Source organism: Arthrobacter sp. AOP36-A1-22, from assembly GCF_052377615.1.
Lineage (GTDB): Bacteria > Actinomycetota > Actinomycetes > Actinomycetales > Micrococcaceae > Arthrobacter_H.
Window position 1 is genome coordinate 43,130 of the sequence record NZ_JBQSWX010000006.1, and the last position, 24,920, is coordinate 68,049.

Annotated in this window: 22 protein-coding genes and 1 tRNA gene; 16 read left to right on the forward strand and 7 right to left on the reverse strand. The window is 68.2% G+C overall.

The window, feature by feature from the left end; genetic code table 11:
- Nucleotides 1–28: 28 nt before the first annotated feature.
- The 9 genes from ACT3S2_RS05345 to ACT3S2_RS05385 all read left to right on the forward strand — a co-directional run bounded on the left by ACT3S2_RS05345 (nucleotide 29) and on the right by ACT3S2_RS05385 (nucleotide 9,180).
- Complete coding sequence (locus ACT3S2_RS05345) at nucleotides 29–1,210, forward strand: adenosine deaminase (protein ID WP_444554262.1); 1,182 nt, start codon at nucleotides 29–31, stop codon at nucleotides 1,208–1,210.
- Nucleotides 1,197–1,931: a MazG nucleotide pyrophosphohydrolase domain-containing protein gene (locus ACT3S2_RS05350; protein WP_444554261.1), complete on the forward strand. Its 735-nt coding sequence runs from the start codon at nucleotides 1,197–1,199 to the stop codon at nucleotides 1,929–1,931. Before ACT3S2_RS05345 ends, ACT3S2_RS05350 begins: the two co-directional genes overlap by 14 nt.
- 77 nt (nucleotides 1,932–2,008) lie before the next feature.
- Entirely contained in the window at nucleotides 2,009–3,289 is a 1,281-nt protein-coding gene (eno, locus tag ACT3S2_RS05355) for a phosphopyruvate hydratase (protein ID WP_444554260.1), read from the forward strand.
- A gap of 123 nt (nucleotides 3,290–3,412) precedes the next feature.
- Nucleotides 3,413–4,339 carry a septum formation initiator family protein gene (locus ACT3S2_RS05360; protein WP_444554259.1) on the forward strand — a complete coding sequence of 309 codons (927 nt, stop codon included), beginning with the start codon at nucleotides 3,413–3,415 and terminating at the stop codon, nucleotides 4,337–4,339.
- Nucleotides 4,340–4,360: 21 nt separating this feature from the next.
- On the forward strand, nucleotides 4,361–5,092 hold the full coding sequence (locus ACT3S2_RS05365) for a DUF501 domain-containing protein (protein ID WP_444554258.1): 732 nt from the start codon (nucleotides 4,361–4,363) through the stop codon (nucleotides 5,090–5,092).
- The gene (locus tag ACT3S2_RS05370) at nucleotides 5,089–6,042 is read left to right on the forward strand and encodes a Ppx/GppA phosphatase family protein (protein ID WP_444554257.1); all 954 of its coding nucleotides are present in this window, start codon (nucleotides 5,089–5,091) and stop codon (nucleotides 6,040–6,042) included. Before ACT3S2_RS05365 ends, ACT3S2_RS05370 begins: the two co-directional genes overlap by 4 nt.
- A 43-nt stretch (nucleotides 6,043–6,085) precedes the next feature.
- A complete protein-coding gene (locus tag ACT3S2_RS05375; protein ID WP_444554256.1) occupies nucleotides 6,086–7,570 on the forward strand; it encodes a S8 family serine peptidase in 1,485 nt (494 codons plus the stop codon).
- 42 nt (nucleotides 7,571–7,612) lie between these two features.
- Nucleotides 7,613–8,992, forward strand: a complete 1,380-nt coding sequence (locus ACT3S2_RS05380) for an NAD(P)/FAD-dependent oxidoreductase (RefSeq protein WP_444554255.1) — start codon at nucleotides 7,613–7,615, stop codon at nucleotides 8,990–8,992.
- 114 nt (nucleotides 8,993–9,106) lie between these two features.
- Nucleotides 9,107–9,180, forward strand: a tRNA-Leu gene (locus ACT3S2_RS05385).
- Between the two features lie 28 nt (nucleotides 9,181–9,208).
- Here ACT3S2_RS05385 and ACT3S2_RS05390 read toward each other — a convergent pair.
- Entirely contained in the window at nucleotides 9,209–10,213 is a 1,005-nt protein-coding gene (locus ACT3S2_RS05390) for a carboxylate-amine ligase (RefSeq protein WP_444554254.1), read from the reverse strand.
- A 220-nt stretch (nucleotides 10,214–10,433) separates the two neighbouring features.
- Between ACT3S2_RS05390 and ACT3S2_RS05395 the strand changes: the two genes are divergently transcribed.
- Genes ACT3S2_RS05395 through ACT3S2_RS05405 form a run of 3 tightly spaced genes read left to right on the forward strand, consistent with a single transcriptional unit; the run spans nucleotide 10,434 to nucleotide 13,837 of the window.
- The gene (locus ACT3S2_RS05395) at nucleotides 10,434–11,597 is read left to right on the forward strand and encodes a GuaB3 family IMP dehydrogenase-related protein (RefSeq protein WP_444554253.1); all 1,164 of its coding nucleotides are present in this window, start codon (nucleotides 10,434–10,436) and stop codon (nucleotides 11,595–11,597) included.
- Between the two features lies 1 nt (nucleotide 11,598).
- Entirely contained in the window at nucleotides 11,599–13,368 is a 1,770-nt protein-coding gene (locus ACT3S2_RS05400; RefSeq protein WP_444554252.1) for a glycerol-3-phosphate dehydrogenase/oxidase, read from the forward strand.
- Entirely contained in the window at nucleotides 13,337–13,837 is a 501-nt protein-coding gene (locus ACT3S2_RS05405) for a PTS sugar transporter subunit IIA (protein ID WP_444554251.1), read from the forward strand. Before ACT3S2_RS05400 ends, ACT3S2_RS05405 begins: the two co-directional genes overlap by 32 nt.
- Before the next feature lie 35 nt (nucleotides 13,838–13,872).
- Here ACT3S2_RS05405 and ACT3S2_RS05410 read toward each other — a convergent pair whose 3' ends face one another.
- Genes ACT3S2_RS05410 through ACT3S2_RS05420 form a run of 3 tightly spaced genes read right to left on the reverse strand, consistent with a single transcriptional unit; the run spans nucleotide 13,873 to nucleotide 15,966 of the window.
- Nucleotides 13,873–14,493 carry a hypothetical protein gene (locus ACT3S2_RS05410; RefSeq protein ID WP_444554250.1) on the reverse strand — a complete coding sequence of 207 codons (621 nt, stop codon included), beginning with the start codon at nucleotides 14,491–14,493 and terminating at the stop codon, nucleotides 13,873–13,875.
- Nucleotides 14,477–14,830: a hypothetical protein gene (locus ACT3S2_RS05415; protein ID WP_444554249.1), complete on the reverse strand. Its 354-nt coding sequence runs from the start codon at nucleotides 14,828–14,830 to the stop codon at nucleotides 14,477–14,479. The genes ACT3S2_RS05410 and ACT3S2_RS05415 overlap by 17 nt, the downstream gene beginning before the upstream one ends.
- Nucleotides 14,827–15,966 carry a serine hydrolase domain-containing protein gene (locus tag ACT3S2_RS05420; RefSeq protein ID WP_444561360.1) on the reverse strand — a complete coding sequence of 380 codons (1,140 nt, stop codon included), beginning with the start codon at nucleotides 15,964–15,966 and terminating at the stop codon, nucleotides 14,827–14,829. The genes ACT3S2_RS05415 and ACT3S2_RS05420 overlap by 4 nt, the downstream gene beginning before the upstream one ends.
- A 118-nt stretch (nucleotides 15,967–16,084) precedes the next feature.
- On the opposite strand from ACT3S2_RS05420, the gene ACT3S2_RS05425 reads away from it, so the two are divergent.
- The 4 genes from ACT3S2_RS05425 (at nucleotide 16,085) to ACT3S2_RS05440 (ending at nucleotide 23,074) form a co-directional block, all read left to right on the forward strand.
- Complete coding sequence (locus ACT3S2_RS05425) at nucleotides 16,085–16,894, forward strand: SURF1 family protein (protein ID WP_444561361.1); 810 nt, start codon at nucleotides 16,085–16,087, stop codon at nucleotides 16,892–16,894.
- Complete coding sequence (locus ACT3S2_RS05430; RefSeq protein ID WP_444554246.1) at nucleotides 16,891–17,295, forward strand: DUF3817 domain-containing protein; 405 nt, start codon at nucleotides 16,891–16,893, stop codon at nucleotides 17,293–17,295. The genes ACT3S2_RS05425 and ACT3S2_RS05430 overlap by 4 nt, the downstream gene beginning before the upstream one ends.
- Nucleotides 17,296–17,358: 63 nt before the next feature.
- On the forward strand, nucleotides 17,359–18,945 hold the full coding sequence (guaA, locus tag ACT3S2_RS05435) for a glutamine-hydrolyzing GMP synthase (protein ID WP_444561362.1): 1,587 nt from the start codon (nucleotides 17,359–17,361) through the stop codon (nucleotides 18,943–18,945).
- Between the two features lie 223 nt (nucleotides 18,946–19,168).
- A complete protein-coding gene (locus tag ACT3S2_RS05440) occupies nucleotides 19,169–23,074 on the forward strand; it encodes a DNA helicase (RefSeq protein ID WP_444561363.1) in 3,906 nt (1,301 codons plus the stop codon).
- Here the strand turns inward: ACT3S2_RS05440 and cpaB are convergent.
- The 3 genes from cpaB to ACT3S2_RS05455 all read right to left on the reverse strand — a co-directional run bounded on the left by cpaB (nucleotide 23,071) and on the right by ACT3S2_RS05455 (nucleotide 24,918).
- Nucleotides 23,071–23,757, reverse strand: a complete 687-nt coding sequence (gene cpaB, locus ACT3S2_RS05445) for a Flp pilus assembly protein CpaB (protein ID WP_444554243.1) — start codon at nucleotides 23,755–23,757, stop codon at nucleotides 23,071–23,073. The two genes, ACT3S2_RS05440 and cpaB, sit on opposite strands and share 4 nt — an antisense overlap.
- Before the next feature lie 103 nt (nucleotides 23,758–23,860).
- Nucleotides 23,861–24,226, reverse strand: a complete 366-nt coding sequence (locus tag ACT3S2_RS05450) for an FmdB family zinc ribbon protein (protein ID WP_444561364.1) — start codon at nucleotides 24,224–24,226, stop codon at nucleotides 23,861–23,863.
- Between the two features lie 92 nt (nucleotides 24,227–24,318).
- Complete coding sequence (locus tag ACT3S2_RS05455; RefSeq protein ID WP_444554241.1) at nucleotides 24,319–24,918, reverse strand: 5-formyltetrahydrofolate cyclo-ligase; 600 nt, start codon at nucleotides 24,916–24,918, stop codon at nucleotides 24,319–24,321.
- Between the last annotated feature and the right edge of the window lie 2 nt (nucleotides 24,919–24,920).

Sequence of the window (24,920 nt, forward strand, 5' to 3'; positions counted from 1 at the left end):
GCGTTGCCCCGCCCAGTACGCTGGGTACGTGAGTGAAGAGCTGATCCATACCGCCTATGACCCCGAATTCGACTTCCGCAGCCTGCCGAAGGTCTCGCTGCATGACCACCTCGACGGCGGACTCCGTCCGTCCACCATCATCGAACTCGCCGCCGCGGCAGGCCATGAACTGGCCTCCACCGACGCGGTCGCCCTGGGCGAATGGTTCCGCCAATCGGCGAACTCCGGTTCGTTGCCGCGCTACCTGGAAACCTTCGAACACACCGTGGCGGTCATGCAGACCCACGAGAACCTGGTCCGGGTGGCCCGTGAATTCGTTGAGGACCTCGCCGACGACGGCGTCGTCTACGGGGAAGTGCGCTGGGCCCCCGAACAGCATCTGGCCGGCGGGCTGAGCCTGGACGAAGCCGTCCAGGCCGTGCAGCAGGGCCTGGACGAAGGGGTTGAAACCGTCGCCGGTAGTGGCCGGCCCATCCAGGTCGGCCAGCTGATCACCGCGATGCGCCATGCCGATCGAGGCGTGGAGATCGCCGAATTGGCGTTGCGCCATCGCGGCAACGGGGCCGTCGGCTTCGACATCGCCGGTGCCGAGGACGGGTTCCCGCCCTCGCGGATGAAGGAGGCCTTCGATCTGTTGGCCACGAACTTCTTCCCCACCACCGTCCACGCCGGCGAAGCCGCGGGAGTGGATTCGATAGTCGATGCCCTGCTGACCGGGCGGGCCGAACGGCTGGGCCACGGCGTGCGCATCGCCGAGGACATCGAGATCCAGTTCGGTGGCACCGACGATGACGGATCCGAGGTCGAAGAGGACACCGGGCTGGTCACCCTGGGGCCGGTCGCCAACTGGGTGCGCGACCGGGGCATTCCGCTGGAGATCTGCCCGTCCTCGAACCTGCAGACCGGGGCCACCGCGGCCTTCGGCGAGGGCATCGAGTCCCATCCCATCGACCTGCTCTACCAGACGGGTTTCACCGTCACCATCAGCCCGGACAACCGCTTGATGTCGGAGACGAGCCTCTCGGGCGAGTTCGAGTTGCTGGTCGAAGCATTCGACTACGATCTGGACGACCTGCTCGAGCTCACGCTCAACGCGGCCGAGGCGGCCTTCCTGCCGCTGGAGGAACGCGAAGCCCTGGTCGAGTACATCAACGCCGAATATGCGGGGATGACCGGCGACGGCGATGACCAGGACGATGACCAGGCCTGAACCGATCATGAGCGGGGCCCGGCCCGGGGGGAGCCCGGGCACGCCGGGGGAGCCGCAACGCCTTATGGGCATCATTGCGGACCTCCGCCGGCACTGCCGCTGGACCGCCGGACTGAGCCATGCCTCGCTGGTGGAATACCTGGTCGAGGAGTCCTACGAACTGCTCGAGGCCATCGAAACCGGCCAGGATGACGACGAATTGCGCGGGGAACTGGCCGACGTGCTTCTGCAACTGGTCCTGCACGCCGAGATCGCCGCCGAACGGGGGGCCTTCGACTTCTCCGACATCGCCGCGCATCTGAGCGAAAAGATGATCCGCCGCAACACCCACGTCTTCCACCGCGACGGCAGCCTGCGCGGAACCTACCCCGAGGACGTCCAGGAGATCGTCGAATCCTGGGATGCCGCCAAACGCGCCGAGGACCCCTCCCGCACCGACCCGTTCTCCTCGCTGCCGCGTCATCTTCCGGCCCTCGCCCTGGCCGATAAGACGATCGGCCGGGCCCGTCGCTGGAGCGGCGGGCCCGGGGCGCCGGCCGCCCCGCCGGTGCCGGGCGCCGCGGTGGTGGAGACTGAAGCCGAACTCGGCGAGCTGCTCCTGGGGATCGTCGCCGACGCCCACGAACGTGGATTGGACGCCGAACGGTCCCTGCGCACCGCCGTCGCACGTTACATGACGGCCGCGCAACCAACTTCCTCCTCCACACCCGGCACAGGCTAGGCTGGGACGCGAGGCAACGTGCCCGCGTATCCAATGCTGTGTACGGCCCCCAACCCACCCACGAAGGAGTACCTTCCATGGCCTTGATCGATGCCATCCACGCTCGCGAAATCCTCGACTCGCGCGGCAACCCGACCGTAGAAGCCGAAGTCCTGCTCTCCGATGGCTCGCTGGGCCGCGCGGCAGTGCCCTCCGGCGCTTCCACCGGAGCCTTTGAAGCCGTTGAGCTGCGCGACGGTGACAAGTCCCGCTACCTGGGCAAGGGCGTCACCAAGGCCGTCGACGCGGTCATCGACACGATCCAGCCGGCCCTGATCGGCCAGGACGCCACCGACCAGCGGGCCATCGACCAGATCATGATCGATCTGGACGGGACCCCGAACAAGTCGACGCTGGGCGCCAACTCCATCCTCGGGGTGTCGCTGGCCGTGGCCTCCGCCGCCGCCGAGTCCTCCAACCTGCCGCTCTACCGCTACCTGGGTGGACCGAACGCCCACGTCCTGCCGGTGCCGCTGATGAACATCCTCAACGGTGGTTCGCACGCCGACTCGGATGTCGACATCCAGGAGTTCATGGTCGTGCCCGTCGGCGCCTCCACCTTCTCCGAGGCACTGCGCTGGGGCGTCGAGGTCTACCACGCGCTGAAATCGGTCCTGCAGGAACGCGGGTTGGCCACCGGCCTGGGGGACGAGGGCGGCTTCGCCCCGAACCTGGAAAGCAACCGGGCCGCCCTGGAACTGATCATCGACGCCATCAAGAAGGCCGGGTTGACCCCGGGCGAGGACATCGCCCTGGCACTGGACGTCGCCTCCTCGGAGTTCTTCGAGAACGGGACCTACCAGTTCGAAGGGGCCTCCCGCACGGCCGCCGAGATGAGCGACTACTACGCCCAGCTCGTCAAGGACTTCCCGCTGGTCTCCCTCGAGGACCCGCTGGACGAAGACGACTGGGAGGGCTGGAAGACCCTGACGGACGCCATCGGCTCGAAGGTCCAGATCGTGGGCGACGACCTCTTCGTCACCAACCCGGAGCGCCTGCAGAAGGGCATCGATTCCGCCACGGCGAACTCGCTGCTGGTCAAGGTGAACCAGATCGGTTCACTGACCGAGACCCTCGATGCCGTGTCGCTGGCCCAGCGCAACGGCTACACCACCGTCACCTCGCACCGCTCCGGCGAAACCGAGGACACCACGATCGCCGATATCGCGGTGGCCACCAACGCCGGCCAGATCAAGACCGGCGCCCCGGCCCGCTCCGAGCGCGTCGCGAAGTACAACCAGTTGCTGCGCATCGAAGAAGAGCTCGGCGATGCCGCGTTCTACGCAGGAAAGGCGACCTTCCCGCGTTTCACCGCCTAAGGTCGCACCGCAACGCGTAAAGTGCTGAGGGGAGTCGCCGGACACCGGCGGTTCCCCTCACGCCTTTCAGGCGCGTGCACCCGGCCCACCCCCGGACCCACCGAGCAGACCGGAAGGACACCCATGGCAAACCGACGTCCCAACATGCCACGGGCCAGGCCTGCCGAGCCGGGGCACGACCCCGCCGCCTCCGGCGACCACGAAGACGCCGTCGTTCCTGCACCGTCCGCCCCCCGCACCCCGGCGGCGGTCAACCGGCAGAAGGTCGTCCCGATGGGTGCCGCTCCCGGACCCGGGAACACGTCCGAGGATTCCCCGTCCCCGTCATCGGCGGCCGGCCGGTCCGCGGCGAAGAAACCCACCCCCGATAAGCCGGCGGCCCGCAAGCAGCCCGCAGGGCCCTCCACCGCGCGGAAGCAGCCAGGTACCCCGGCGGCCCCGGGCAGCGGCAAGTCCCCGGCGAAATCCTCGCCGGCCTCCCGCGGGAGGGCACCGGCCACACCGTCGGCAGCGAAGTCGACTCCGGCCGGCAAACGTCCCGGGCCACGCCCGAGCGGGCCCCGCGAGAAGCGGCTGCGCGAACGCGCGGAACTCTCCGGGGCGATCCGCTCCGGCAACGGCCACCGCGAACCCGAGGCCACGCAGGCCCCGACCGAGGCCGGTGCCCCGGTCCCGGCCCGGGCCTTCTCCGGACGGTTGCTGACCCTGGCGGTCATCCTGGCCGTGGTGACCGTCCTGCTGCTACCCAGCGTCGGAACCTACATGGACCAGCGGGCCGAGGTCGCCGAAGTGCAGGCCTCGATCGCCGAGAAGCAGCAGGAGCAGGCCGAGCTGACCTCGCAGATTGCCCGCTGGGACGACCCGGCCTACGTCAAGGCCCAGGCCCGCAACCGCATCAACCTGGTCATGCCGGGCGAGAAGAAGTACATGGTGGTCGGGGCCACCGGCGACGATTCCGCCGCGGGCCCGCAGAGCGTGGGCGATGTCCGGACCGACCTGCCGTGGGTCGACTCCCTCTGGGACACCGTTGTACGCTCGGCCACCGACTGATCATTTCCTGAAGGAGAATCCGTGGAGCATCCCGCCACCGCACCGCGCCATGAGGCGCTGGACGCCGAACAGCGGGTCCCCACCCCCGGGGACCTGGACACGCTGAGTCGTCAGCTCGGCCGTCCGGCCCGCAATGTGGTGGAGATCGGGGCCCGGTGCCTCTGTGGCAATCCGCTGGTGGCCACCACCGCCCCGCGGCTGGCCTCGGGCATCCCCTTCCCCACGACCTTCTACCTCACCCATCCGGTCATCACCTCCGCGGTTTCCCGCCTGGAGGCCGCCGGGTTGATGGCAACGATGACCGAACGCCTGGGACAGGACGAGGCGCTGACGGCCGCCTACACCGCGGCCCACCAGGACTATCTCGCGGCCCGCGATGCCATTGGCCGGCGCACCGGAGTCGGCGCCGTCCCGGAAATCGACGGGGTGTCCGCCGGCGGCATGCCGACCCGGGTGAAATGCCTGCACGTGCTGGTGGGACATTCGCTCTCCGCGGGGGCCGGGGTCAACCCGCTGGGCGATGAGGCCATTGCCGGAATCGCCGAATGGTGGACCGCCGAGCGGTGCCACTGCCGGGGGGCCTGGGATACCGAGGCGCCCGTTCCCGCACAGGACCGCAGCCGCCACGTCAAGACCCAGGCCGAGGACCCTGCCGTGAAGAAGGCCCGGCGCAGCGCTGCCCGACAGGCGCGCGAACACGCTGAAACGACCGGGCAACAGCCCGCACCACACGATCCAGGAGGCCAGGCATGAGGGTTGCCGCCATCGATTGCGGAACGAATTCCATCCGGCTGCTGATCGCCGATGTCATCGAGGACGACGACGGACGGATCCGACTGCTCGACGTGGCCCGCCAGATGCGCATCGTGCGCCTGGGCCAGGGCGTCGATGCCACCGGGAACCTGGCCCCCGAGGCCCTGGAGCGCACCTTTGAGGCACTGGATGAATATGCGGCACTGATCGGCCGGCACGGTGCCCAGCGGGTGAGGTTCGTCGCCACCTCGGCTACCCGTGACGCGGGGAACCGGGATGAGTTCATGGACGGGGTCCGCACCCGGCTCGGCGTCACCCCCGAGGTCATCGAAGGCTCGGAGGAAGCCGCCTTGAGCTTCGCCGGCGCCGTGTCGGTCCGGCCGCCCGCCGACACGGAAGACGTCCTGGTCATCGATCTCGGGGGAGGGTCCACCGAATTCGTGGTGGGCAGCAGCGAAGGCGTGCGCGCGGCGATCAGCATGGACATGGGCTGCGTGCGTTATGCCGAACGCTTCCTCACCGACGACCCGCCGACGGCCGAGCAGATCGCCGCCGCGGAAGCCGAAGCCAACCGGCAGATCGACACGGTGCTGCAGACCGTGCCCCTGCAGGAAGTGGACCGGGTGGTCGGCGTGGCCGGAACCATCACCACGGTGACCGCTCATGTGCTGGATCTGCACAGCTACCAGCCCGAGAAGATCGACGGCGCCGAACTGCCCGTCGGGGTCATCGAGGCCGCGGCCAGCGAATTCCTGGGCTTCTCGCGGCGCCGCCGGGAACAACTGCCGTACATGCACCCGGGCCGGGTCGATGTCATTGCCGCCGGGGCGCTGATCTACCGGACCATCCTGCTCCGGGTCGCCGAGCTGACCGGAAACCGGGTGCGCACCGCGGTGGCCAGCGAACACGATATTCTGGACGGTATCGCCCTCGGGTTGGCGCGGCAGTAGGCCGTCCTCCCGCCGTCGTCCCCGACCCTTGAAGGAACCGCCCGTGACGTCACGTCCGACCCGTGCCACCGCCGGCCTCCTGGCGAGCCTGCTGGCCGCGGCAACGCTGCTGGTCGCCGCCCCCGCTGCCCAGGCGGATCAGATCCGTGACAGCGAATACTGGCTCAAGGACTACGGCATCAAGCAGGCCTGGAAGGTCTCCAAGGGCGAGGACGTCACCGTCGCGGTCATTGATACCGGCATCGCCGACTCGCACCCCGATCTGAGCGGGACCGTCATCGGCGGCAGCGACTTCTCCGCGGCAGGGAACAAGGACGGCACCGAACCCCTCGGCGCGCTGCCCGAGCACGGCACCCTGGTGGGCACCCTGCTGGCCGGACACGGAAACAACGAAAAGGCCATCGCGAAGGCCAAGGCAGAAGACGAGAAGCAGACCATTGCCTGGAAGCGTGCCGTGAAGGACGCGAAGAAGGACGACGAGGATCCGCCGAAGAAACCCGATCCGGTGAAGATCCCCAAACCCGGGCCCGGCCCCGACGGCGTCATCGGTGTGGCCCCGAAGGCGGAGCTGCTCTCGGGGTCGCTGTGGCTGGGGTCGGAGAACCCCGGGGGCGTCCCCATCAGCGAGCAGGTCCCGCGCGCGGTGAAATGGGCCGTGGACCAGGGGGCCGACGTGATCAACATGTCGTTGGGGTCCACGACGCCGAGCTGGCCGACCAGCTGGGACGAGGCCTTCAAATACGCCGAGGAGCACGACGTCGTCATCGTCGCCGCCGCCGGGAACCGTGCCGGGGGCATGGAACAGGTCGGGGCGCCGGCAACCATCCCCGGGGTGCTGACCGTGGCTGGTGTCGACAAGAAGGGCAAGGCCAGCTGGGACTCCTCGACGCAGGGAATCAGCATCGGCGTGGCGGCCCCCGCCGACCCGCTGGTGGGCGGGCTGCCCGATGGCGGGTACGCCGACTGGTCAGGGACCTCGGGTGCGGCACCGCTGGTATCCGGCGTCGCGGCCCTGATCCGTTCGAAGTACCCGGAGATGAAGGCCCGCGACGTCATCCAGCGCATCCTGGCCACCGCTGAGGACGCGGGGGAGCCCGGGGTGGACAACCTCTACGGCTACGGTCTGCTGGACGCCGAGGCCGCCCTGACCACCGATGTCCCCTCGGTGGACCAGAACCCGCTGGGCACCATCGCCGAATGGATCCACGTCCACCGCCGCGGCCAGGTCACCCGCCCCAATGCCTCCAAGCCCAGCGCCAAGCCCGAGGAGGAATCCTCCGTCCCGGCGGTGGCCGCCCCCGAGGCCGTCGCCCCGGAGGATCCCGCCGGCGCGCTGCCGGCGGTGCTGGTCATCGGATTCGGCGCGCTGGCATTGATCATCATCGTCGGTGGCGGTGTGCATGTGGTCACGGTGCGACGCCGGAACCGGGCCGCCCTGGCCGCCGCGGCCGGGACGGTGGCGGATGCGGAATGGACCGCCTCCGAGGCGGATCGGGATCCTTTCGATGATCTCCCGGAAAGTCGCTAGTGAAGACTTTCACATAGCGGTTGATGGCGTTAGTATGGGCTCATGGCAAACACTCCTGAACTTTCCGATCGCCCACGCATCCTCGTCGTTGGCGGTGGATACGTCGGCTTGTACGTCGCAATGAAGCTGCAGAACAAGGTCAAGGCCCATGGCGGCGTCGTCACGGTCGTTGATCCGCTGCCCTACATGACCTACCAGCCGTTCCTTCCCGAGGTCGCCGGTGGCAAGATCGAGCCCCGCCACGTGACCGTCTCCCACCGCACGCACCTGGACAACGCGGAACTGATCACCGGCCGCGTCAGCGCCGTTGACCACGCCAACCGCAAGGCCGTCGTCGTCCCGACCGACGGGGAGCCCTTCGAACTGGGCTACACCGACGTCGTCATGGCCGCCGGCTCCATCACCAAGACCTTCCCGATCCCCGGCCTGGCCGACGAGGGCATCGGACTGAAGTCCATCGAAGAGGCCGTCGCCCTGCGCAACAAGGTCCTCGAGCGTGTCGAGACCGCGTCGATGATGAGCGATCCGGCAGCCCGCCGTCGCGCCCTGACGTTCGTGGTGGTCGGTGGCGGCTTCGCCGGCATCGAGACCATCACCGAACTCGAGGACCTGGTGCGCGCCGCCGTCGCCAAGACCAGCCGCGTCGAGCAGGACGAGATCCGCTTCGTGATGGTCGAGGCCATGGGCCGCATCATGCCCGAGGTCACCGAGGAACAGGCCGTCTGGGTCGTGGAGCACATGCGCTCGCGCGGCATCGAGGTCCTGCTGAACACGTCGCTGGGCAAGGCCGAAAACGGCACGCTCGAGCTGACGAACATGCCGGAGAAGACCCCCGGCGAGACCTTCGAGACCGACACCCTGGTCTGGACCGCGGGCGTGCAGGCCAACCCGATGGTCCACTCCACCGATTTCCCGATCGAGCCGCGCGGCCGCGTCCGCGTTGGAACCGATCTGCGCATCACCGGCGACGACGGCCCCATCGAGGGCGCCTGGGCCGCCGGCGATGTCGCTGCCGTCCCGGATGTCACCGGCGGCCTGCCCGACGGCACCTGCGTGCCCAACGCCCAGCACGCCGTCCGCCAGGCCAAGCTGCTGGCCTCGAACATCTACGCCACCCGCTACGGCGTGGGCCAGGTGGGCGAGTACGAGCACAAGAACATGGGTGCCGTCGCCGGATTCGGCACCGGCAAGGGCGTCGCCAAGGTCCTCGGCCTGCAGCTCAAGGGCGTGCCGGCCTGGGTCGCCCACCGCGGCTACCACGGCATGGCCATGCCGACGTTCGAGCGCAAGTTCCGCGTGGCCGGCGACTGGTTCGCCAACCTGCTGTTCAAGCGCGACATCACCCAGATCGCCGATCTTCAGACCCCGCGCCGCGGGTTCGTCGAGGCAGCCACCCCGAAGCCCAAGGCCGCAGCCAAGTAGTCTTCGGCACCGCCGGAACCCGGCATCCCACGGCGCCGCGTCCCCCGAATCCCGGGAAGGACGCGGCGCCGTGTGGCGTCCGGGGGCCGACGCTCTTGTAGGATCTAGCTGCGGGCCCCCATAGCCCAATCGGTAGAGGCGGGAGACTTAAAATCTCTGTGTTGTCGGTTCGAGTCCGACTGGGGGTACTACTGCCGGAGCCGGCGGTTCACCGGCTCACCACGTCGTTTCCCTGACCAATTCGGCTCCGGCGAATTCGACCACCCGGGCGATTCCCCCGTGCTCGAAGGCCACGCGCTGGCGGGCGGCGCCGTTCCCGGAATTCAGGAGTTCCCGCAAACCCGCCGACACATAGGCGGCATCGCCGAATCCGATCAGATGGTCCTCGACCGTGTCGAACATCAGATGGGCCAGTGCCGAGGGCGAGGACCGTTCGCAACTGGGGAGCCCGACCAGATCCCCCTCCACGCCGTGGCGGGCGGCATGCCAGGTGGCGGCGTCGGACTCTTCGGGAGTGATGCCATCGGGAGTGGGGGACCGGTGCAGTGCCTCCACGGCCAGCGAGCGGACCAGCAGGGCGAAAAGCACTGATTCCCCGGCGGTCAGCTGCATGTCGATGGCGCGGACCTCCAGGCTCCCGCGCAAGGGGGAAAGCCGTGCTCCCCATCCGACGTGGTCCTGGGTGTCGATGCCCGGACTCTCCAGCAGCCGGTCGACGCGTTCGGTGTAGTCGCGGGCGCCGAAGAAGTGCGGAGGGATGCCGTGGACGGGCAAGGTCCGGTTGCGTAGCGTCCTCCAGCTGGCGTATCCGGTGTCGGCGGTGTTCCAAAGCGGCGAGTTGGCGCCCAAGGCCATGAGGACGGGCATCCAACGACGCAGGTGGTTCATGACCTGGACCCCTTCTTCGGGAGTCGGAACCGGAAGATGGATCCGCAGGGCACCCCCTTCCCGACCGGTCGAGGGGGCGCAGGGGTCCGCCGCGGGGGACAGCGCGGGAACCAGACCGAACCCCGTGGCGATCGCACCGCCGTCGGCCGCCAGCGCCCCCAGCGCCCGGCGATCCTCCAACAACGCCTCCAGCGCCTCGGCGCCGGTCCGGAAGATGAATGAATCCGGCTCCGCCTCGTCGGCCTCGCTGCCGGTTCCCGGATCACCGGTCTCGACGCGTCGGCCCGTGGCCGGGTCCACGCACAGGAGATCCTCCTCGATGCCGAACTTCATATCTCCTCCTGGCTGGTGTCCGCCCCGAAGAGGGACGAACCGGTGCGCCGTGCCGGCGCAGGGTTGGGCGAAGGCCCCCGCTGCAGCCGAGCGTAGCTGTGGACGCCGTGGCTGTCACCCCTCCTCGGGCCGGCGGGGCGCCGAGGCCGCCATCGGCCGACGAAGGGGGCCCAAGTCACGAAGCCCGGCCCGTGCGTGGCGGCGCTGATAGGCTAAGCCGGTGACTTATGAGATTGAGATCGGCCGGGGAAAACGAGGCGTCCGCGCCTACTCGCTGGATGACGTCGCCGTCGTCCCCACCCGCCGCACGCGTGACCCGCAGGACGTGTCAGTGAACTGGCAGATCGACGCCTACCAGTTCAGCAGCCCCATCATCGGTGCCCCGATGGACTCGGTCATGAGTCCGGCCACGGCGATCGCCCTGGGCAGGTTCGGTGGCCTCGGGGTCCTGAACCTCGAGGGGCTGTGGACCCGCTACGAGGACCCGGAGCCGGTGCTGGCGGAGATCGCCTCGCTGGAGTCCAGGGTCGAGGACGACAGGACCCTGGGCGAACACGTCAACCCGGCGGTGACGGCCCGGCTGCAGGAGCTCTACCAGGCGCCGATCCAGGCCGAGCTGATCACCTCGCGGCTCGCGGAAATCCGCGACGCAGGGGTCACGGTGGCCGGCTCCCTGACCCCGCAACGCACGCAGGAGTACTACCGGACGGTGATCGACGCCGGGGTGGACATCTTCGTGATCCGCGGTACCACCGTCTCCGCCGAACACGTGTCGCAGAACCAGGAACCGCTGAACCTCAAGCAGTTCATCTACGAGCTCGACGTTCCCGTCATCGTCGGCGGCGCCGCCGGATACACCCCGGCCCTGCACCTGATGCGTACCGGCGCCGCCGGCGTCCTGGTCGGATTCGGCGGGGGTGCCACCGCCACGACCCGTCGCGCCCTGGGCATCCACGCCCCCATGGCCACCGCGATCTCCGATGTGGCCGCCGCCCGCCGCGACTACCTCGACGAATCCGGGGGACGTTACGTCCACGTCATCGCCGATGGCGGACTGGGCACCAGCGGAGACATCGTCAAGGCCATTGCCATGGGGGCCGACGCCGTCATGCTCGGCAGTGCCCTGGCCCGGGCCCAAGAGGCCCCGGGACGCGGCTGGCACTGGGGTGTCGAAGCCCACCACGACAACAGCCCCCGGGGCGACCGGGTCCGCGTGGGAACCGTGGGTCCGCTGGAGGAGGTCCTGCTCGGCCCCTCGCGCCACACCAACGGCACCTCGAACCTGATCGGCGCCTTGCGCCGGGCCATGGCCACCACCGGTTATTCGGATCTGAAGGAGTTCCAACGCGTTGACGTCGTCGTCTCCCCGTACGAAGCTGGGTAGCATGACACCACCGATGAAGCACCGCGAACCGGGATCCACGTCAACCAGGGGAGTGCTCGACCCGACCTTCCGCACCGCCTCGCTCGAGACGATGCGGGCGACCACGGAGGGGCCCGAGGCCGAACTGGACCTGCTGATCATCGGTGGGGGAGTCGTCGGAGCCGGATCCGCCCTCGACGCGGCCACCCGGGGGCTGAAGGTCGGCATCGTCGAAGCCCGTGACTGGGCGGCCGGGACGTCCTCGCGATCCTCCAAGCTCATCCACGGCGGGTTGCGCTATCTGGAGATGCTGGACTTCGCGCTGGTGCGCGAGGCCCTGCAGGAACGTGGACTGCTCATCGACCGGATCGCACCACACCTGGTCCGGCCGGTCCCGTTCCTGTATCCACTGACCAAGCGCTTCATCGAACGCCCCTACGTCGGGGCGGGAATCGCCCTCTATGACGGGATGTCGCTGGCCTCAGGACATAGCCGCGGGGTGCCCTTCCACCGGCACCTGAGCCGGAAGGCGACATTGCGCAGCGCACCGAGCCTCAAGGACGAGGCCTTCGTCGGTTCGATCCGCTATTACGATGCCCAGGTCGACGACGCACGGCTGGTCATGGATCTGGTCCGCACGGCAGCGAACTACGGCGCCGTGGCGGCCAACCGGGTCAAGGTCGTGGATTTCGTCCGCGAGGCCGGACGCGTGGTCGGGGCCCGGCTCGCGGATCAGGAAAGCGGTGAGGAGTTCACCGTCCGGGCCAAGCAGATCGTGAATGCCACCGGCGTCTGGACCGACGAAACCCAGGACCTGGTGACCGATCGGGGACAACTGCGGGTCAAGGCCTCCAAGGGCGTGCACCTGGTGGTGCCCCGCGACCGCTTCCAGTCGACGGTCGGGCTGATCCTGCGCACCGAGAAATCGGTGTTGTTCGTCATCCCCTGGGGACGGCATTGGATCATCGGGACCACTGATACCGCCTGGACGTTGGACAAGGCACATCCCGCGGCCTCCAGTGAGGACATCGACTACATCCTGGATCATGTGAACAAGGTGCTCAAGCGTCCATTGACCCGCGAGGACGTCGAAGGGGTCTATGCGGGGCTGCGCCCGCTGCTGGCCGGGGAATCCGATTCCACGGCCAAGCTCTCCCGTGAACACGTCGTGACCCACCCCGTCCCGGGGCTGGTGGTCGTCGCCGGCGGCAAATACACCACCTACCGGGTCATGGCCCGCGATGCCATCGACGAGGCGGTGCGTTCGATGGACCTGAACGCCCCGACCTCCTGCACCGAAACGATCCCTTTGCTGGGGGCGGAGGGCTTCCAGGCGGGCTGGAACAGCCGCCACCGCATGGCCAAATCCTCGGGGCTGCACGTCTCCCGGGTCGAACACCTGCTGGGCCGCTACGGTTCGCTGGCCCGCGATGTGCTGGCCCTGGCCACCGCCGACCCGGATCTGGCCCGCCCGCTGCCCGGCGCGGACGACTACCTGGCCGCCGAAGTCGTCTACGCGACCACCCATGAAGGGGCACGACACGTCGAGGACGTGTTGACCCGCCGAACCCGCGTCTCCATTGAATCGTGGGACCGGGGAGTGGCGGCGGCCCCGGTCGTCGCCGGGATCATGGCCCCGCTGCTGGGGTGGAGCCAGGCGCAGTGCGATCGCGAAGTCGCGTTCTACGAAGCCCGCGTGGCTGCCGAACGCGCCAGCCAGGAGCAGCCCGACGACGAGTCCGCCGATGAAACACGACTGAATGTTGAAGATATTGTCCCCGTCCGCGACTGAACAGAACGATGAACTCACGACCCCTGAACTGGTCGTCCTGGAAATGGAGGCGGCCGACCGGCAGGAGGCCGTCCGGCTGTTGGCCGGAAGACTGTTCGAAGCCGGTCGGATCGATGACCTGGAAGGCTTCGTCGGCGAGGTCAATTCGCGCGAACACCAACTAGCCACCGGGCTGCCCGGCGGGATCGGCATGCCCCATGCCCGGACCGCACACGCCGACCTGGTCTCCATTGCCGTGGGGATCACGGCGTTCGGACACTCCTTGGATTTCGGGTCGGTCGACGGCCCGGCCACGGTCGTGCTGCTCCTGGCGACACCCGCCGGAAGCTATTCGGTGCATCTGCAGGTCCTGGCCACCCTGGCCCGCAGTCTGGTCAAGCCGTCCTTCCGTGAATCCCTGCGCCGAGCCTACGACGCCGAGGTCATTGCCGATCTGATCAATTCCACGGTCGACTTCACCGACGTCTAGTCGATCCGGTGCCGGCCGGCACCTGCCGGGCCGGGTCAGCCGGCCGGCGGGGTGAACCCCGGGTCGGTGATCAGCAGACCGGCGACCTTGCCCGAACGGTCCACGGCGACCCGGCCATCGAGCAGACCGTCGGCAAAGACCAGCGAACAGTGCACGAAGCGGGTGGAGCCGTTGCGCCGCACCGTGGCTGCGGTCAGCCGATCGAAGGGGCCGAGGGATCCGATGGCATCGGCCCACAGCGCCGTGACGGTGGACGGGGGGACCTGGGCCAGCATGCGTGGGGTGAATTCCGCGCCGATCCGTTCAAGGCCGCCTGAATCGATGGCCGCGAATAGCCTCCGGACCTGGTCGAGGAGCGCGTGGTCCTCGCGCCGCCGTTCGTCGTCGGCCGGGTTGCCCACGGCGAACCGCTGGTAGGCGGCCTGCCGGGAGATTCCCAACTGGTTGCCGATGTCCTGCCAGCTCAGACCGGCATCATGGGCCCGGGATGCCGCGGCGGTCAGGAGATCATCGGCCAGGTACTTCAACTCCTCGGCCTGCCGCAGGGCGGTCACGGCCCCGTCCGCTTCGAGGGGGTCCGCGAGCCGGCCGGCCAGTTCGACCGCACGGCGGGCCCGTGCCGTCGTCTCGGCCGTGGCGTTAGCGAAGGAGTCCATATAAGACCACTACCAGAACCATGCTCTCGATCACGAGCGACACGACGGTGCGGATCCGCCGGTCCGCCGGGCCCGACCGGACCAGGGTCGGCCAGCGGGCGCTGAGGGCAACGGCACCCACGCCGACGGCGACCGCGGTGGGACACCAGGTCCACGAGGGGACGATGTCGGCCCGGAGGGCCACCATTCCCAAGGCGGCAAGGGCCGTCATGGACATCAACTGGGAGATGCGGTTCAGCGCCGGTTCAGCCGTCCTCGTGCGCAACATCCGAAAGCACCAGGGGGCCGTGAAGGCCAGCAGGATGACAGGAACCGCGTAGGCGATGAAGGTGTTCAACGGCTGCCTCCGTCCAGGAGATCGAGTCCTGCTTCGTCGACGCCGCGGGCTGTAGCGGAGAGCACGACGACGGCGCGATCGTCGCCGGGTTGCAGTGCCAGATAGGTGGCGAAGCCGGCGGTCCTCCCGTTATGCCAGATGACTTTCTCGGAACCTTGTCTTTCGTTGGTGGCGGAGGTGATCATCCAGGCCAGCCCCACCTTCCCTCCGCTCCCGTCCCCAGTGACCGGTTGCAGGCTTCCCGTCCCCGGGGCGCTGCCGTCGAGGACGGCTTGTGCCAAAAGTGCCAGATCTCCGGCCGTGGATCGGATCGCACCTGCCGGGGCGAACCCGTCGGCAGGCCAGCTCGCCACCACGTGTCCGGAGGCGAGGTGGCCTGTGGCCATCGGTGTGGGCAGTTGTGGCGCGGTGCCCTGGGCTGCGGAGCTGGATCCAGCGTCCAGGGGTTGTACCCAGGTGCGGTCCATCGACAGCGGCCCGGTGATGCGTTCGGCCACCAGTTCGGGGTAGCTGGTCTTCGTGACCCGGGCCAGTGCCTGACCGAGCAGTGCAGCCCCGAAGTTCGAATAGTGGAACTCGTGATCCGGATCCGGGGTTGCCGTGCGTCCCAGTTCGGTCACGTCCTGGACCGACTGGGTGTAGGGATTCGTGTTGGTGATCTGAGCAAAGAAACCTCCGAGGAAGAAGGGAACCGTGCTCGGCAGGCGGGGCAGGCCCGAGGTGTGGGTAGCGAGCTCTTGGAGGGTGATGGCCCCCGACCCGTCTGCGGGGTAGCCGAGGATCTCGCCCAGCGTCGTGTCCGCGCTGACCTCCCCACGGTCGATGGCATCGGCGAGTAGCAGTCCGCCGAAGACCTTGCTGATGGAGCCGAGTTCGAAGGCCGTGTGCTCATCGGCGCCGCGTCCGGCGAAGTCGATCTTACCGTCCTCGATGACGGCGGCGGCGAAATTCCCGGCGGGAGCCTCGGGGCCGTGGCCGATCCGGGTTCCCAAATCCTGGTCCCCGGTCGGTGCCGCGGCGGGCAGGGCCCGTGGTGCGGCCACGAGGAGGACGGCGATGGTCACCGCGGCGATGACCCAGGGGATCCGGCGGTTCGTCGTCCGCGAGCGGTGATCGGTGGAAGGGGAGGAAAGCATGGCGTCAATATTTCCTTGACGCTGATTCAATGTCAATATCTTATTGACGCGATTTTTGGGTGATGGATACCGACGATGCATTCGCTCTTCTACAGAGAATCGAAGTACGGTTGGGTATGTGTTGAAGACTGCCCTGAAGCCCAAATGGATCCTCGCTCTGGTGGGGGCCCTTTTGTTGGCGAGCGGCTTCGTGCTGCTGAGCCAATGGCAGTTCTCCAGATCCCAGGATGCCCCGCCACCACCGGTATCCACCACCGAAACGGCGGTGCCGCTGACCGATCACTTCGAACCCGAAACAGTGATGTTCGAATCCGTGGCCGACCAGGTCGTCAGCGCCAAGGGGCACTTCCTGAAGGACAAGGAAGTCCTGGTCAGGGGGCGTGTCCAGGAGGGGGTCCAGGGATACTGGGTGGTTTCCGCCTTCGCCGTCGACGGCGCCCCGGGGCACAACACGATTCCGGTCGTCCGTGGCTGGCAGTCCGAATCCACGACCCCGCCGCGGCCGCCGGCCGGCGAGCTGGAAGTCACCGGGCGGCTGCTGCCCACCGAAGCTCCCGTCGATGAGAAACCCGATGACGATCCGTCCTTGCGCGCCCTTTCGGTCGCCCAACTCATCAACCTCTGGGACGTGCCCTCCTATAGCGGCTTCATCGTCGCCTCGGAGGTCACCGGGCCCGACGGGGCGGATGCCGGGGCCGCCTCCGTGGGACTGGGCGAGGTCCACGTCGGACCCCAGCCCCAGGAACAGCCGCTGAACTGGCTGAACATCTTCTATGGCATCGAATGGGTCGTCTTCGCCGGCTTTGCCGTCTTCCTCTGGTGGCGTCTGGTGGCCGACGACTACCGCCGCCAACAAGAGGACATCGAAGACGCCCTGGCCGAAGCCCACACACCAACCATCCCCCCGAACCACGAGGACCAGCAGTGACCCAGCAACCCGCCCCAGCACCCCGCAAGCGCCGCTTCGCCGGAACCCCGGCACAAATCCGCACGGCAGCCACCTTCTACCGGGTGCTCGCCTACGCCACCGGCGTGATGCTGCTGCTGCTGTGCGTGGAGATGATCGCCAAATATGCCTTTTCCTTCGAGGCCTACCTCGGGTCGCTGAACCTGTCCACGACCGTGCTGATCGTGCATGGCTGGATGTACGTGGTCTACCTGCTGGCCGACTTCAACCTGTGGTCCAAGATGCGCTGGCCCTTCAGCAGGTTCATCACGATCGCCCTGGGCGGGGTGGTGCCGTTGCTCTCCTTCTACATGGAGAAGAAGGTCCATAAGGAGGTCGAGCGGGAGTTGCACGAACATCCCGAGGCCGCCAAACGGTACTGAGGCAAAACGCGGCGCCGACGGTGAAGGTGCGGCCGAAGCCCACTGGCGACTAAGCTGGAGCGCGTGAGCAACCCAGCACCCACCCCAGAGCACCAGCCGGTTCTGGTCGTCGACTACGGAGCCCAGTACGCGCAGCTGATCGCACGCCGCGTCCGTGAGGCCAACGTATATTCGGAGATCGTTCCGCACACCTATACGACCGAGCAGATCCTGGCCAGGAATCCCGCGGCCATCATCCTCTCCGGCGGACCCTCCAGCGTCTATGCCGACGGGGCCCCCAGCGTCGGCCCCGACCTGTTCGAGGCCGGTGTGCCGGTCCTGGGCATCTGCTATGGCTTCCAGGCGATGGCCAACGCCCTGGGCGGAACGGTCGCGCAGACCGGCCTGCGCGAATACGGGTCCACCGACGCCACCGCCACCGGGGTCTCCCGGTCGTTGCTGGCCGGGCTGCCTGAGGACCAGCAGGTCTGGATGAGCCACGGCGATTCCGTGCAGGAAGCGCCGGAAGGCTTCGATGTCCTGGCCTCCACCGAAGGAGCCCCCGTGGCGGCCTTCGCCCACGAGGACAAACGGCTCTTCGGCGTCCAATGGCACCCCGAGGTCAAGCATTCCTCCTACGGCCAGCGGGTCCTGGAGAACTTCCTGTTCAACGGTGCCGGACTGGAACCGAGCTGGAACACCGGGAACATCCTGGAGGAACAGGTCGCCCGCATCCGTGAGCAGGTCGGCACCGGCCGGGCCATCTGCGGACTATCCGGCGGCGTCGATTCGGCCGTCGCGGCGGCCCTGGTCCAGGAGGCCATCGGCGATCAGCTCACCTGTGTCTTCGTCAACCACGGCCTGCTGCGCGAAGGCGAAGCCGAACAGGTCGAACGCGATTTCGTGGCTGCCACCGGCGCCAAACTCCATGTCGCCGACGAACGCGAACGCTTCCTGAGCGCCTTGAAGGACGTCACCGACCCCGAAACCAAGCGCAAGATCATCGGCCGCGAATTCATCCGCGCGTTCGAAGCCTCCGAGGCGGCGATCATGTCCGAAGCCGCCGATACCGGCGAACCGGTGCGCTTCCTGGTCCAGGGCACCCTCTACCCCGACGTCGTCGAATCCGGGGGAGGCGAAGGCGCCGCGAACATCAAGAGCCACCACAACGTCGGTGGTCTGCCCGAGGATCTGCAGTTCGAACTGGTCGAGCCGTTGCGCGAACTGTTCAAGGACGAGGTCCGTGCCGTCGGAGCCCAATTGGGTCTGCCGGCCGAAATCGTGCAGCGTCAGCCGTTTCCCGGCCCGGGGCTTGGCATCCGCATCATCGGTTCGGTCGATGAGGAACGCCTGGAACTGCTGCGCAAGGCCGACGCCATCGCCCGCGCCGAGCTGACCAACGCCGGACTGGACCAGGAAGTCTGGCAGATGCCGGTCGTTCTGTTGGCCGACGTCCGGTCGGTGGGTGTCCAGGGTGACGGCCGCACCTACGGGCATCCGATCGTCCTGCGCCCGGTGTCCTCCGAGGACGCCATGACCGCCGACTGGTCACGGCTGCCCTACGATCTGCTGGCGCGGATCTCCAACCGCATCACCAACGAGGTCGATGGGGTCAACCGGGTGGTCCTGGATGTGACCAGCAAGCCCCCGGGAACCATCGAATGGGAGTAGGCCCGCGGTCCCCTCGGACCCTGGCCTGACACGGAGCGAGGGCCTGCGGCCCTCTCTTCGTCGTCCTGACCCGTCGTCGACGTGTTGCGATCAAGCGCCGAGGGGCCGGGGTCGCGTACCTTAAGTAGTGGCGTGCGCCGAGGATCGCGCACCGGCCGATCTCCATCACCCCGCGCCGGGCGGGTACTGAGGGGGGACCAAATGCAAGGAAGGTGGTGTTCCGGTGGTAGGGACGCAACAAGGCGAGGCAGCATTGACCGATTGGCTGGAGAAGCTCGGTCCGGGGGCGGGTACCGACACCCTGTTGCGCTTTGCCGGTTCGACGTCCAACTGCATCGACATCACCCACGCCCATCCCTCGGGGCTGGCCCAGTTCCTGGCCGGACGGAGGACCCGGCTGTCCATGTTGTTGCGCGACGTCGACGCCTATAACCAGGGTCGTCGCACCGCCCGGGCCCTGCGCGCGAAGATCCGCGAGTTGTCCGAGGACCGCGGCATCGACGTGGGCTACCTGGCCTCCGGCGTGGCGACCTGGCGGGCGGTCCAGGACGGCCGTTCCGAACAGTTCAGCGCCCCGATCATGCTCGGGCGGATCTCGCTGACCCAGCGCGAAGGCCAGGAAGAGGACGAGGTCCAGCTGGCCGGCCGGGCGCAGGTGAATCCGGCGCTGGTCCGCTATTTCCAGGAGCAGCAAGGACTGGACATCGACGTGGAGGCCCTCGAGGGCGCCGCATACATGACCGCCCGTTTCGATCCCCGCCGCGCGCTGGACACGCTGCGCGAACAGGTGGCCTCCCTTCCCGGAACGGTCATCGAACACCGGCTCCTGGTTTCGACCTTCGCCGATCTGGCCGATCCCGCCGACCCCTCGCTCATCGATACCACCCATCCGGTCATCTCCCGCTTGCTGGCCGAGGACGCCGGCGAGGACGTCGTCGTGGACGAGCCCGAGGTCACCGTCCTGAGCAGCGACGAACGCCACCCCGCGGATGAGGCCCTGGTCCTGGACGCGGATGCCAGCCAACAGGAGGTCCTGGACCTCGTCGACGCCGGGGAATCCGTCGTCGTCTCCAGCCCGCCCGGCACCGGACAGACCCAGACGGCCGTCAACGCCGCGGCCATCCTTGCCGGCCAGGGCAAACGCGTGCTCGTCGTGGCGGAACGCCGGGACACCTCCCGGAGCCTGACGGAAAAACTGGCCGAACTCGATCTGGCGTCGATGGCCCTGCGGTTGTCCCCGGAGGTCGGACCGGAGGAACTGCGTGATCAGTTGACCCAGGCCATCCTGCGCAACGAACGAGCCACCGAACCACAGCTGGGCCAGCTCCACCAACGCCTCACGGAGCACCGCCATGCCCTGCTGGACCACGTGAACTCGTTGCATGACGTGCGCAGCCGGTGGGGCTGCTCGCCCTACCAGGCCATGCAGGAACTGGCCCGCCTGACCTCCATGGAACCGGCGCCCGCCACCTCGGTGCGGCTCAAACGCTCCGTCCTGGACAGCATCAGCGACCGTGAGGAAACCGCGGTCCGCCTGCACCGGGCCGCCGAGGTCGGCAGCTTCACCGCCTCCACCGCCGCCAGCCCCTGGTACGGAGCCCGCCTGCGCAACCGGCGGGAGACCGACGACGCGCTGGAGATCGCCAGCTCGCTGGCCGAGGACCTGCCAGAACTGCACGCCCGGATGCTCAAGGTCTCCGAACATTCGGAGATCACCTTGGGGGAGACCTTCGTTGAATGGGGTGCCCAGCTGGACCTGCTGGTGGCCGTGCGCGGATCGCTGGATAAATTCGAGCCCGATATCTTCGACCGTTCGGTCGAGGACCTCATCAGTGCCACCGCCAGCTCCTCCTGGCGCCGTGAACGCGGCATCGAAATGAGTTCGATCACGCGTTCACGACTACGCCGGGTGGCCAAGGAATACGTGCGCCCCGGCGTGCACATCTCCGATCTGCACCACTCGATCATCGAGGTGCAGCAGCAGCGCGAACTGTGGAACAGCTATGCCACGAGCCAGCGCCACCCCAAGGTCCCCACCGGGCTGATCGAACTGAACAAGGCCTACCTCGATGCCGCCGGGCGGATCGCCCGGCTCGACGAATCCCTCGCCCCCGTGGACGCCGATGACGAGCTGCAGCATCTGCCCCTGGGTGACCTGGTGACCCGGCTGAAGGAGCTCGTCGACGACGAGAATGCCCTGCACGTGCTGCCCGAGAGGACCCTGCTCCTGGAACAGCTGCGCGAACAGGGACTCGGTGAACTGCTCGAGGACCTGGCCGAACGCGAAGTGGTCGCCGAGGAGGTGGCCGCCGAGCTGGACCTGGCCTGGTGGCAGTCCGCGCTGGAGGCGATGATCTCCGGTGACGAATACCTGGCGATGTCCGACGGCGCGAGCCTGCGCCGGCTCGAGGCCGAATACCGCCTCGCCGACAACGCCCACATCGCCTCGGGCGCCTCGCGGCTGCGCTGGCAGCTGGCCCAACGATGGAAGGCCGCCCTGGCTGACCACCGGGCCGCCTCCCGGGAACTCCGGGCCCTGCTCAAGAACGGCGAACCAACCCTGGAGGACGTCGCCGGCCTGGGCGTCGGCCTGGTCAACGCCCTGGTCCCCGTCTGGGTCGGCTCCCCGCTGCTGATCCCGGCCGTCGTCCCCGAGGACGTCGAATTCGATGCCGTGATCCTGCTCGACGCCGATGCCTTGTCGTTGCGTTCGGCGGTCGGCTCGATCAGCCGTTCCGGACAGGTCATCGCCTTCGGCGACGCCATGCTGGGCAAACCCCGCGGTTTCAATGTCTCGGTCGATCCGACCGCCTCGGCCCGGGCGCCCCACGAACCGGCCAGCACCTTCGAGGAACTCTCCACCGTGCTGCCGCTGCGGCGCCTGCGGACCGTCTATCGCGGAGTCGATGAGGGACTGACCGAAGCGTTGGGTCGCGCCTACTACTCGGGCTCGCTGCACCGGCTGCCGGCGGCCCGGGCCATGTCCGGCGGAACGCCTTCGTTGTCGGTGGATTATGTCCCGGACGGGACCGGGATGCCCGGTTCCGGCGGCGAATCCGTGGAGACGACCGTCGCCGAAGTCAACAGGATCGTGGATCTGGTCTTCAGCCACATCCGTCGCCGCCCGCACCGCTCCTTGGCCGTGATCGCCGCGAACCAACGTCATGCCGCCCGGATCGCCGAGGCGATTTCGCTCCAGCTGCCCAACCACCCCTGGGCCCAACCCTTCTTCAAGGAACGGGTGGAGGCCTTCCAGGTCTCCTCCGTCGAACGTGCCCACGGTCTGGTCCGCGATGCCGTGATCTTCTCGCTGGGCTACGGCCGGACCCCGCATGGCAAGAGCCTGCATGACTTCGGCGCGCTGTCCTCCGAACGCGGCGACGAACTTTTCGTGACCGGGGTGACCCGTTCGCGCGATCTGTTGCATCTGGTGAGTGCCGTGGCCCCGGAGGACATGGACATGGACCGGGTGACCGGCGGGGCACGCCAGTTCATCGAACTCGTCGGCCGCGTCCTCTCCGGCGAATCCGGGGTCACCGGTGACGGGCATCCTCTGGAGGACCCGCTGGTGGCGGATCTGAAGGAACGGTTGGAAGCGGCAGGGGCCATCGTGAAGGAACGCTACCGTGGCGTGCTGGATCTGGCCGCCCAGGCAGCCGATACGAGCCAAGGCGCCGAACTGCCGTTGGCCGTCGTGTCCGACGGGACCGAGGAATACCGGAACATGACGGTGCGCGAACGCAGCCGGCTGCGCCCGCAACTGCTGGAGACCATGGGCTGGCGGTACATCCCGTTGTGGACGATCGACGTGTTCTCGGACCCGGCGAGCATCGCCTCGACCATGGCCCGCTCCCTGGGGCTGGACGATCCGGCAGCTACCGCACACGACCGGGAGGATGAGATGGAATCGCACGCACAGGACCACGACCGGACCGGCCAGGCGGAGAACCCCGCCGGCCGGCACGCCGCCGATCCGGGAGCCGGTGCTCCGGCGGACCGGACCGCGGGCCAGGGGAGCGAGCCGGTGCTTCCGACCCGTTCCGGCGACGACGACCCGCACGGTTGGGGCGATGGCGAAGGAAACCACGACCAGTGGTTGCGCGAACAGCGCCCGCCGCACTGGGGCTAGGAGGAACCGGGGCCGACGAGGACCAGGAAGATCCGTCCCCGGGCGGCGGCCCCCGCCAGGGCGGCCGAATCCTTTTGTGAGGCGGCAACGACCACCATGCCCGCCGATTCACCCGCATCCAGCCAGGTGTCGGCGGCACCGGTGGGCACCCACAACACCGGGACCCCATGGGCGATCACTTCCGAATCAACGGCGCGCTCGTAGCCGTTGCCTTCGCTGAGGACGACGTCGACCAGCTGGCCGGGGGAGAGCAGCCCGATCGTCTCGGGATCACTGGGGCGAACCGGCACGGCGACCGTCCCGGAGGCCGTACCGGTCAACAGTCCGGGTCCGACCAGCATGGCCGAAGCCAGCGGTGACCCCGACGCCGCCGGAAAGGCCAGTTGTTCCCCGGTGACGGCTTCGACGTCGTCCAGGACACCAGGGGGCAGGGCCTCACGGGCCAGTTCGACGATCCGCACGGAGGTGGCGTCCAAGACGGCTCCCGAGGGCAGGTCCCGGGCCGCGACGACGACGGCGGAGGTCTCGGTGTGCTCCGGGGCCAGTGCCGATAGTGAAACGGCGACGGTCAACGCCGCCAAGGCGGCCACCAGCGGGCGGCGGTAGCGGGCCAGGACCTCACGCCAGGATCGTCGATATCCACTGGTCCGGCCGGACGCGGCACGACGCTCTCTGGTTCTCATGCCTCCAGTAGGCCCGGAGTCGGCCGTCCGGGGCGACCCGGAGACCGCCGGTTGTGGACGAAGCCGGCCCCCAGGGGAGACCGCGGCCCCTGTGAGGTGTCCGTCAGGAGTTCGTGGAGACCTTCTGCGCCGATGAGGCTCCGGAGGATCCGGAGGATCCCGTGGAGGAGGAGTCCGTAGAGGTGCCCGAGGAGGAATCGGAGGACGACTCCGACGTCGACGCGGAGTCCGACCCGCCGGCCTTGGTCCCGGAGGTGGAATCCTTCGTCGCCGGGGAGGAGCCGTTGGAACTGTTCCGTGAATCGTTCCGGTAGAAACCGGATCCCTTGAACACGACGCCGACGCTGTTGAACTTCTTGCGCAGCAAGCCATGGCACTGGGGGCATTCGGTCAGCGAATCCTCGCTGAAGGACTGCACGGTGTCGAAGGCGTGGCCGCAATCCTTGCAGGCATAGGCATAAGTGGGCATTGTCTTCCTTCATTGCACTGGTCTCGGCGGAGGGCCGGTGCGGTCCATCGAGGCCTTCTTGGCACTCACATCCGTCGAGTGCCAATTCTACCTCATGCGGTGCGCGGAGGACCGATCCAGGTGATTCCCGAGGCGGTGAGGACCCCGTCCACCGGCTGGTCCAGTTCCCCGACCTCGAAGGTCCCTGCCGGGACGAGCTCGTGCTCGTAGACCATGGCCAACAGCACCGGCCGGGTTCTGCGCTCGGCCAGCGAGGCGATGAAGCGGTCGTAGTATCCGCCGCCCTGGCCCAGCCGTCCACCGTCGGGATCCACGATCTGGGCGGGGACCAGGACGACATCGACGTCGTCCATGACCTCCACCCCGTGGCGTTCCCCGACGGGTTCGTCGATCGGGGCCACCGTGGCCCGGGCCATGGGAACCGAGGGGTACCAGTCGGCCCACGACAGTTGCCGCCCCGGCTCGCAGATGGGGACCAGAATCCGGTGCCCCAGCCCATGCAGCCGGTCCAGCAGTTCCGCGGTGGGTGGCTCGGAGCCGAAGGACAGGACCGAGGTCAAGGTGTATCTCCGGTCCCGGCCCAGCCAATCCAGCAGGACCGCGGCGATGCCCCTGGCTTCCTGCCGGCGTCGTTCGGGATCCATTTCACTGCGCAGGGTCCGGAAATGCGTACGGGCCGCCGCCTTGCTCATCG

Bases quoted from the DNA above. Each gene is read 5' to 3' on its own strand.
- ACT3S2_RS05350 (WP_444554261.1), top strand. From the start codon at position 1,197: ATGACCAGGCCTGAACCGATCATGAGCGGGGCCCGGCCCGGGGGGAGC.
- eno (WP_444554260.1), top strand. From the start codon at position 2,009: ATGGCCTTGATCGATGCCATCCACGCTCGCGAAATCCTCGACTCGCGC.
- ACT3S2_RS05360 (WP_444554259.1), top strand. From the start codon at position 3,413: ATGGCAAACCGACGTCCCAACATGCCACGGGCCAGGCCTGCCGAGCCG.
- ACT3S2_RS05370 (WP_444554257.1), top strand. From the start codon at position 5,089: ATGAGGGTTGCCGCCATCGATTGCGGAACGAATTCCATCCGGCTGCTG.
- ACT3S2_RS05380 (WP_444554255.1), top strand. From the start codon at position 7,613: ATGGCAAACACTCCTGAACTTTCCGATCGCCCACGCATCCTCGTCGTT.
- ACT3S2_RS05390 (WP_444554254.1), bottom strand. From the start codon at position 10,213: ATGAAGTTCGGCATCGAGGAGGATCTCCTGTGCGTGGACCCGGCCACG.
- ACT3S2_RS05400 (WP_444554252.1), top strand. From the start codon at position 11,599: ATGACACCACCGATGAAGCACCGCGAACCGGGATCCACGTCAACCAGG.
- ACT3S2_RS05405 (WP_444554251.1), top strand. From the start codon at position 13,337: ATGTTGAAGATATTGTCCCCGTCCGCGACTGAACAGAACGATGAACTC.
- ACT3S2_RS05410 (WP_444554250.1), bottom strand. From the start codon at position 14,493: ATGGACTCCTTCGCTAACGCCACGGCCGAGACGACGGCACGGGCCCGC.
- ACT3S2_RS05420 (WP_444561360.1), bottom strand. From the start codon at position 15,966: ATGCTTTCCTCCCCTTCCACCGATCACCGCTCGCGGACGACGAACCGC.
- cpaB (WP_444554243.1), bottom strand. From the start codon at position 23,757: ATGAGAACCAGAGAGCGTCGTGCCGCGTCCGGCCGGACCAGTGGATAT.
- ACT3S2_RS05450 (WP_444561364.1), bottom strand. From the start codon at position 24,226: ATGCCCACTTATGCCTATGCCTGCAAGGATTGCGGCCACGCCTTCGAC.
- ACT3S2_RS05455 (WP_444554241.1), bottom strand. From the start codon at position 24,918: ATGAGCAAGGCGGCGGCCCGTACGCATTTCCGGACCCTGCGCAGTGAA.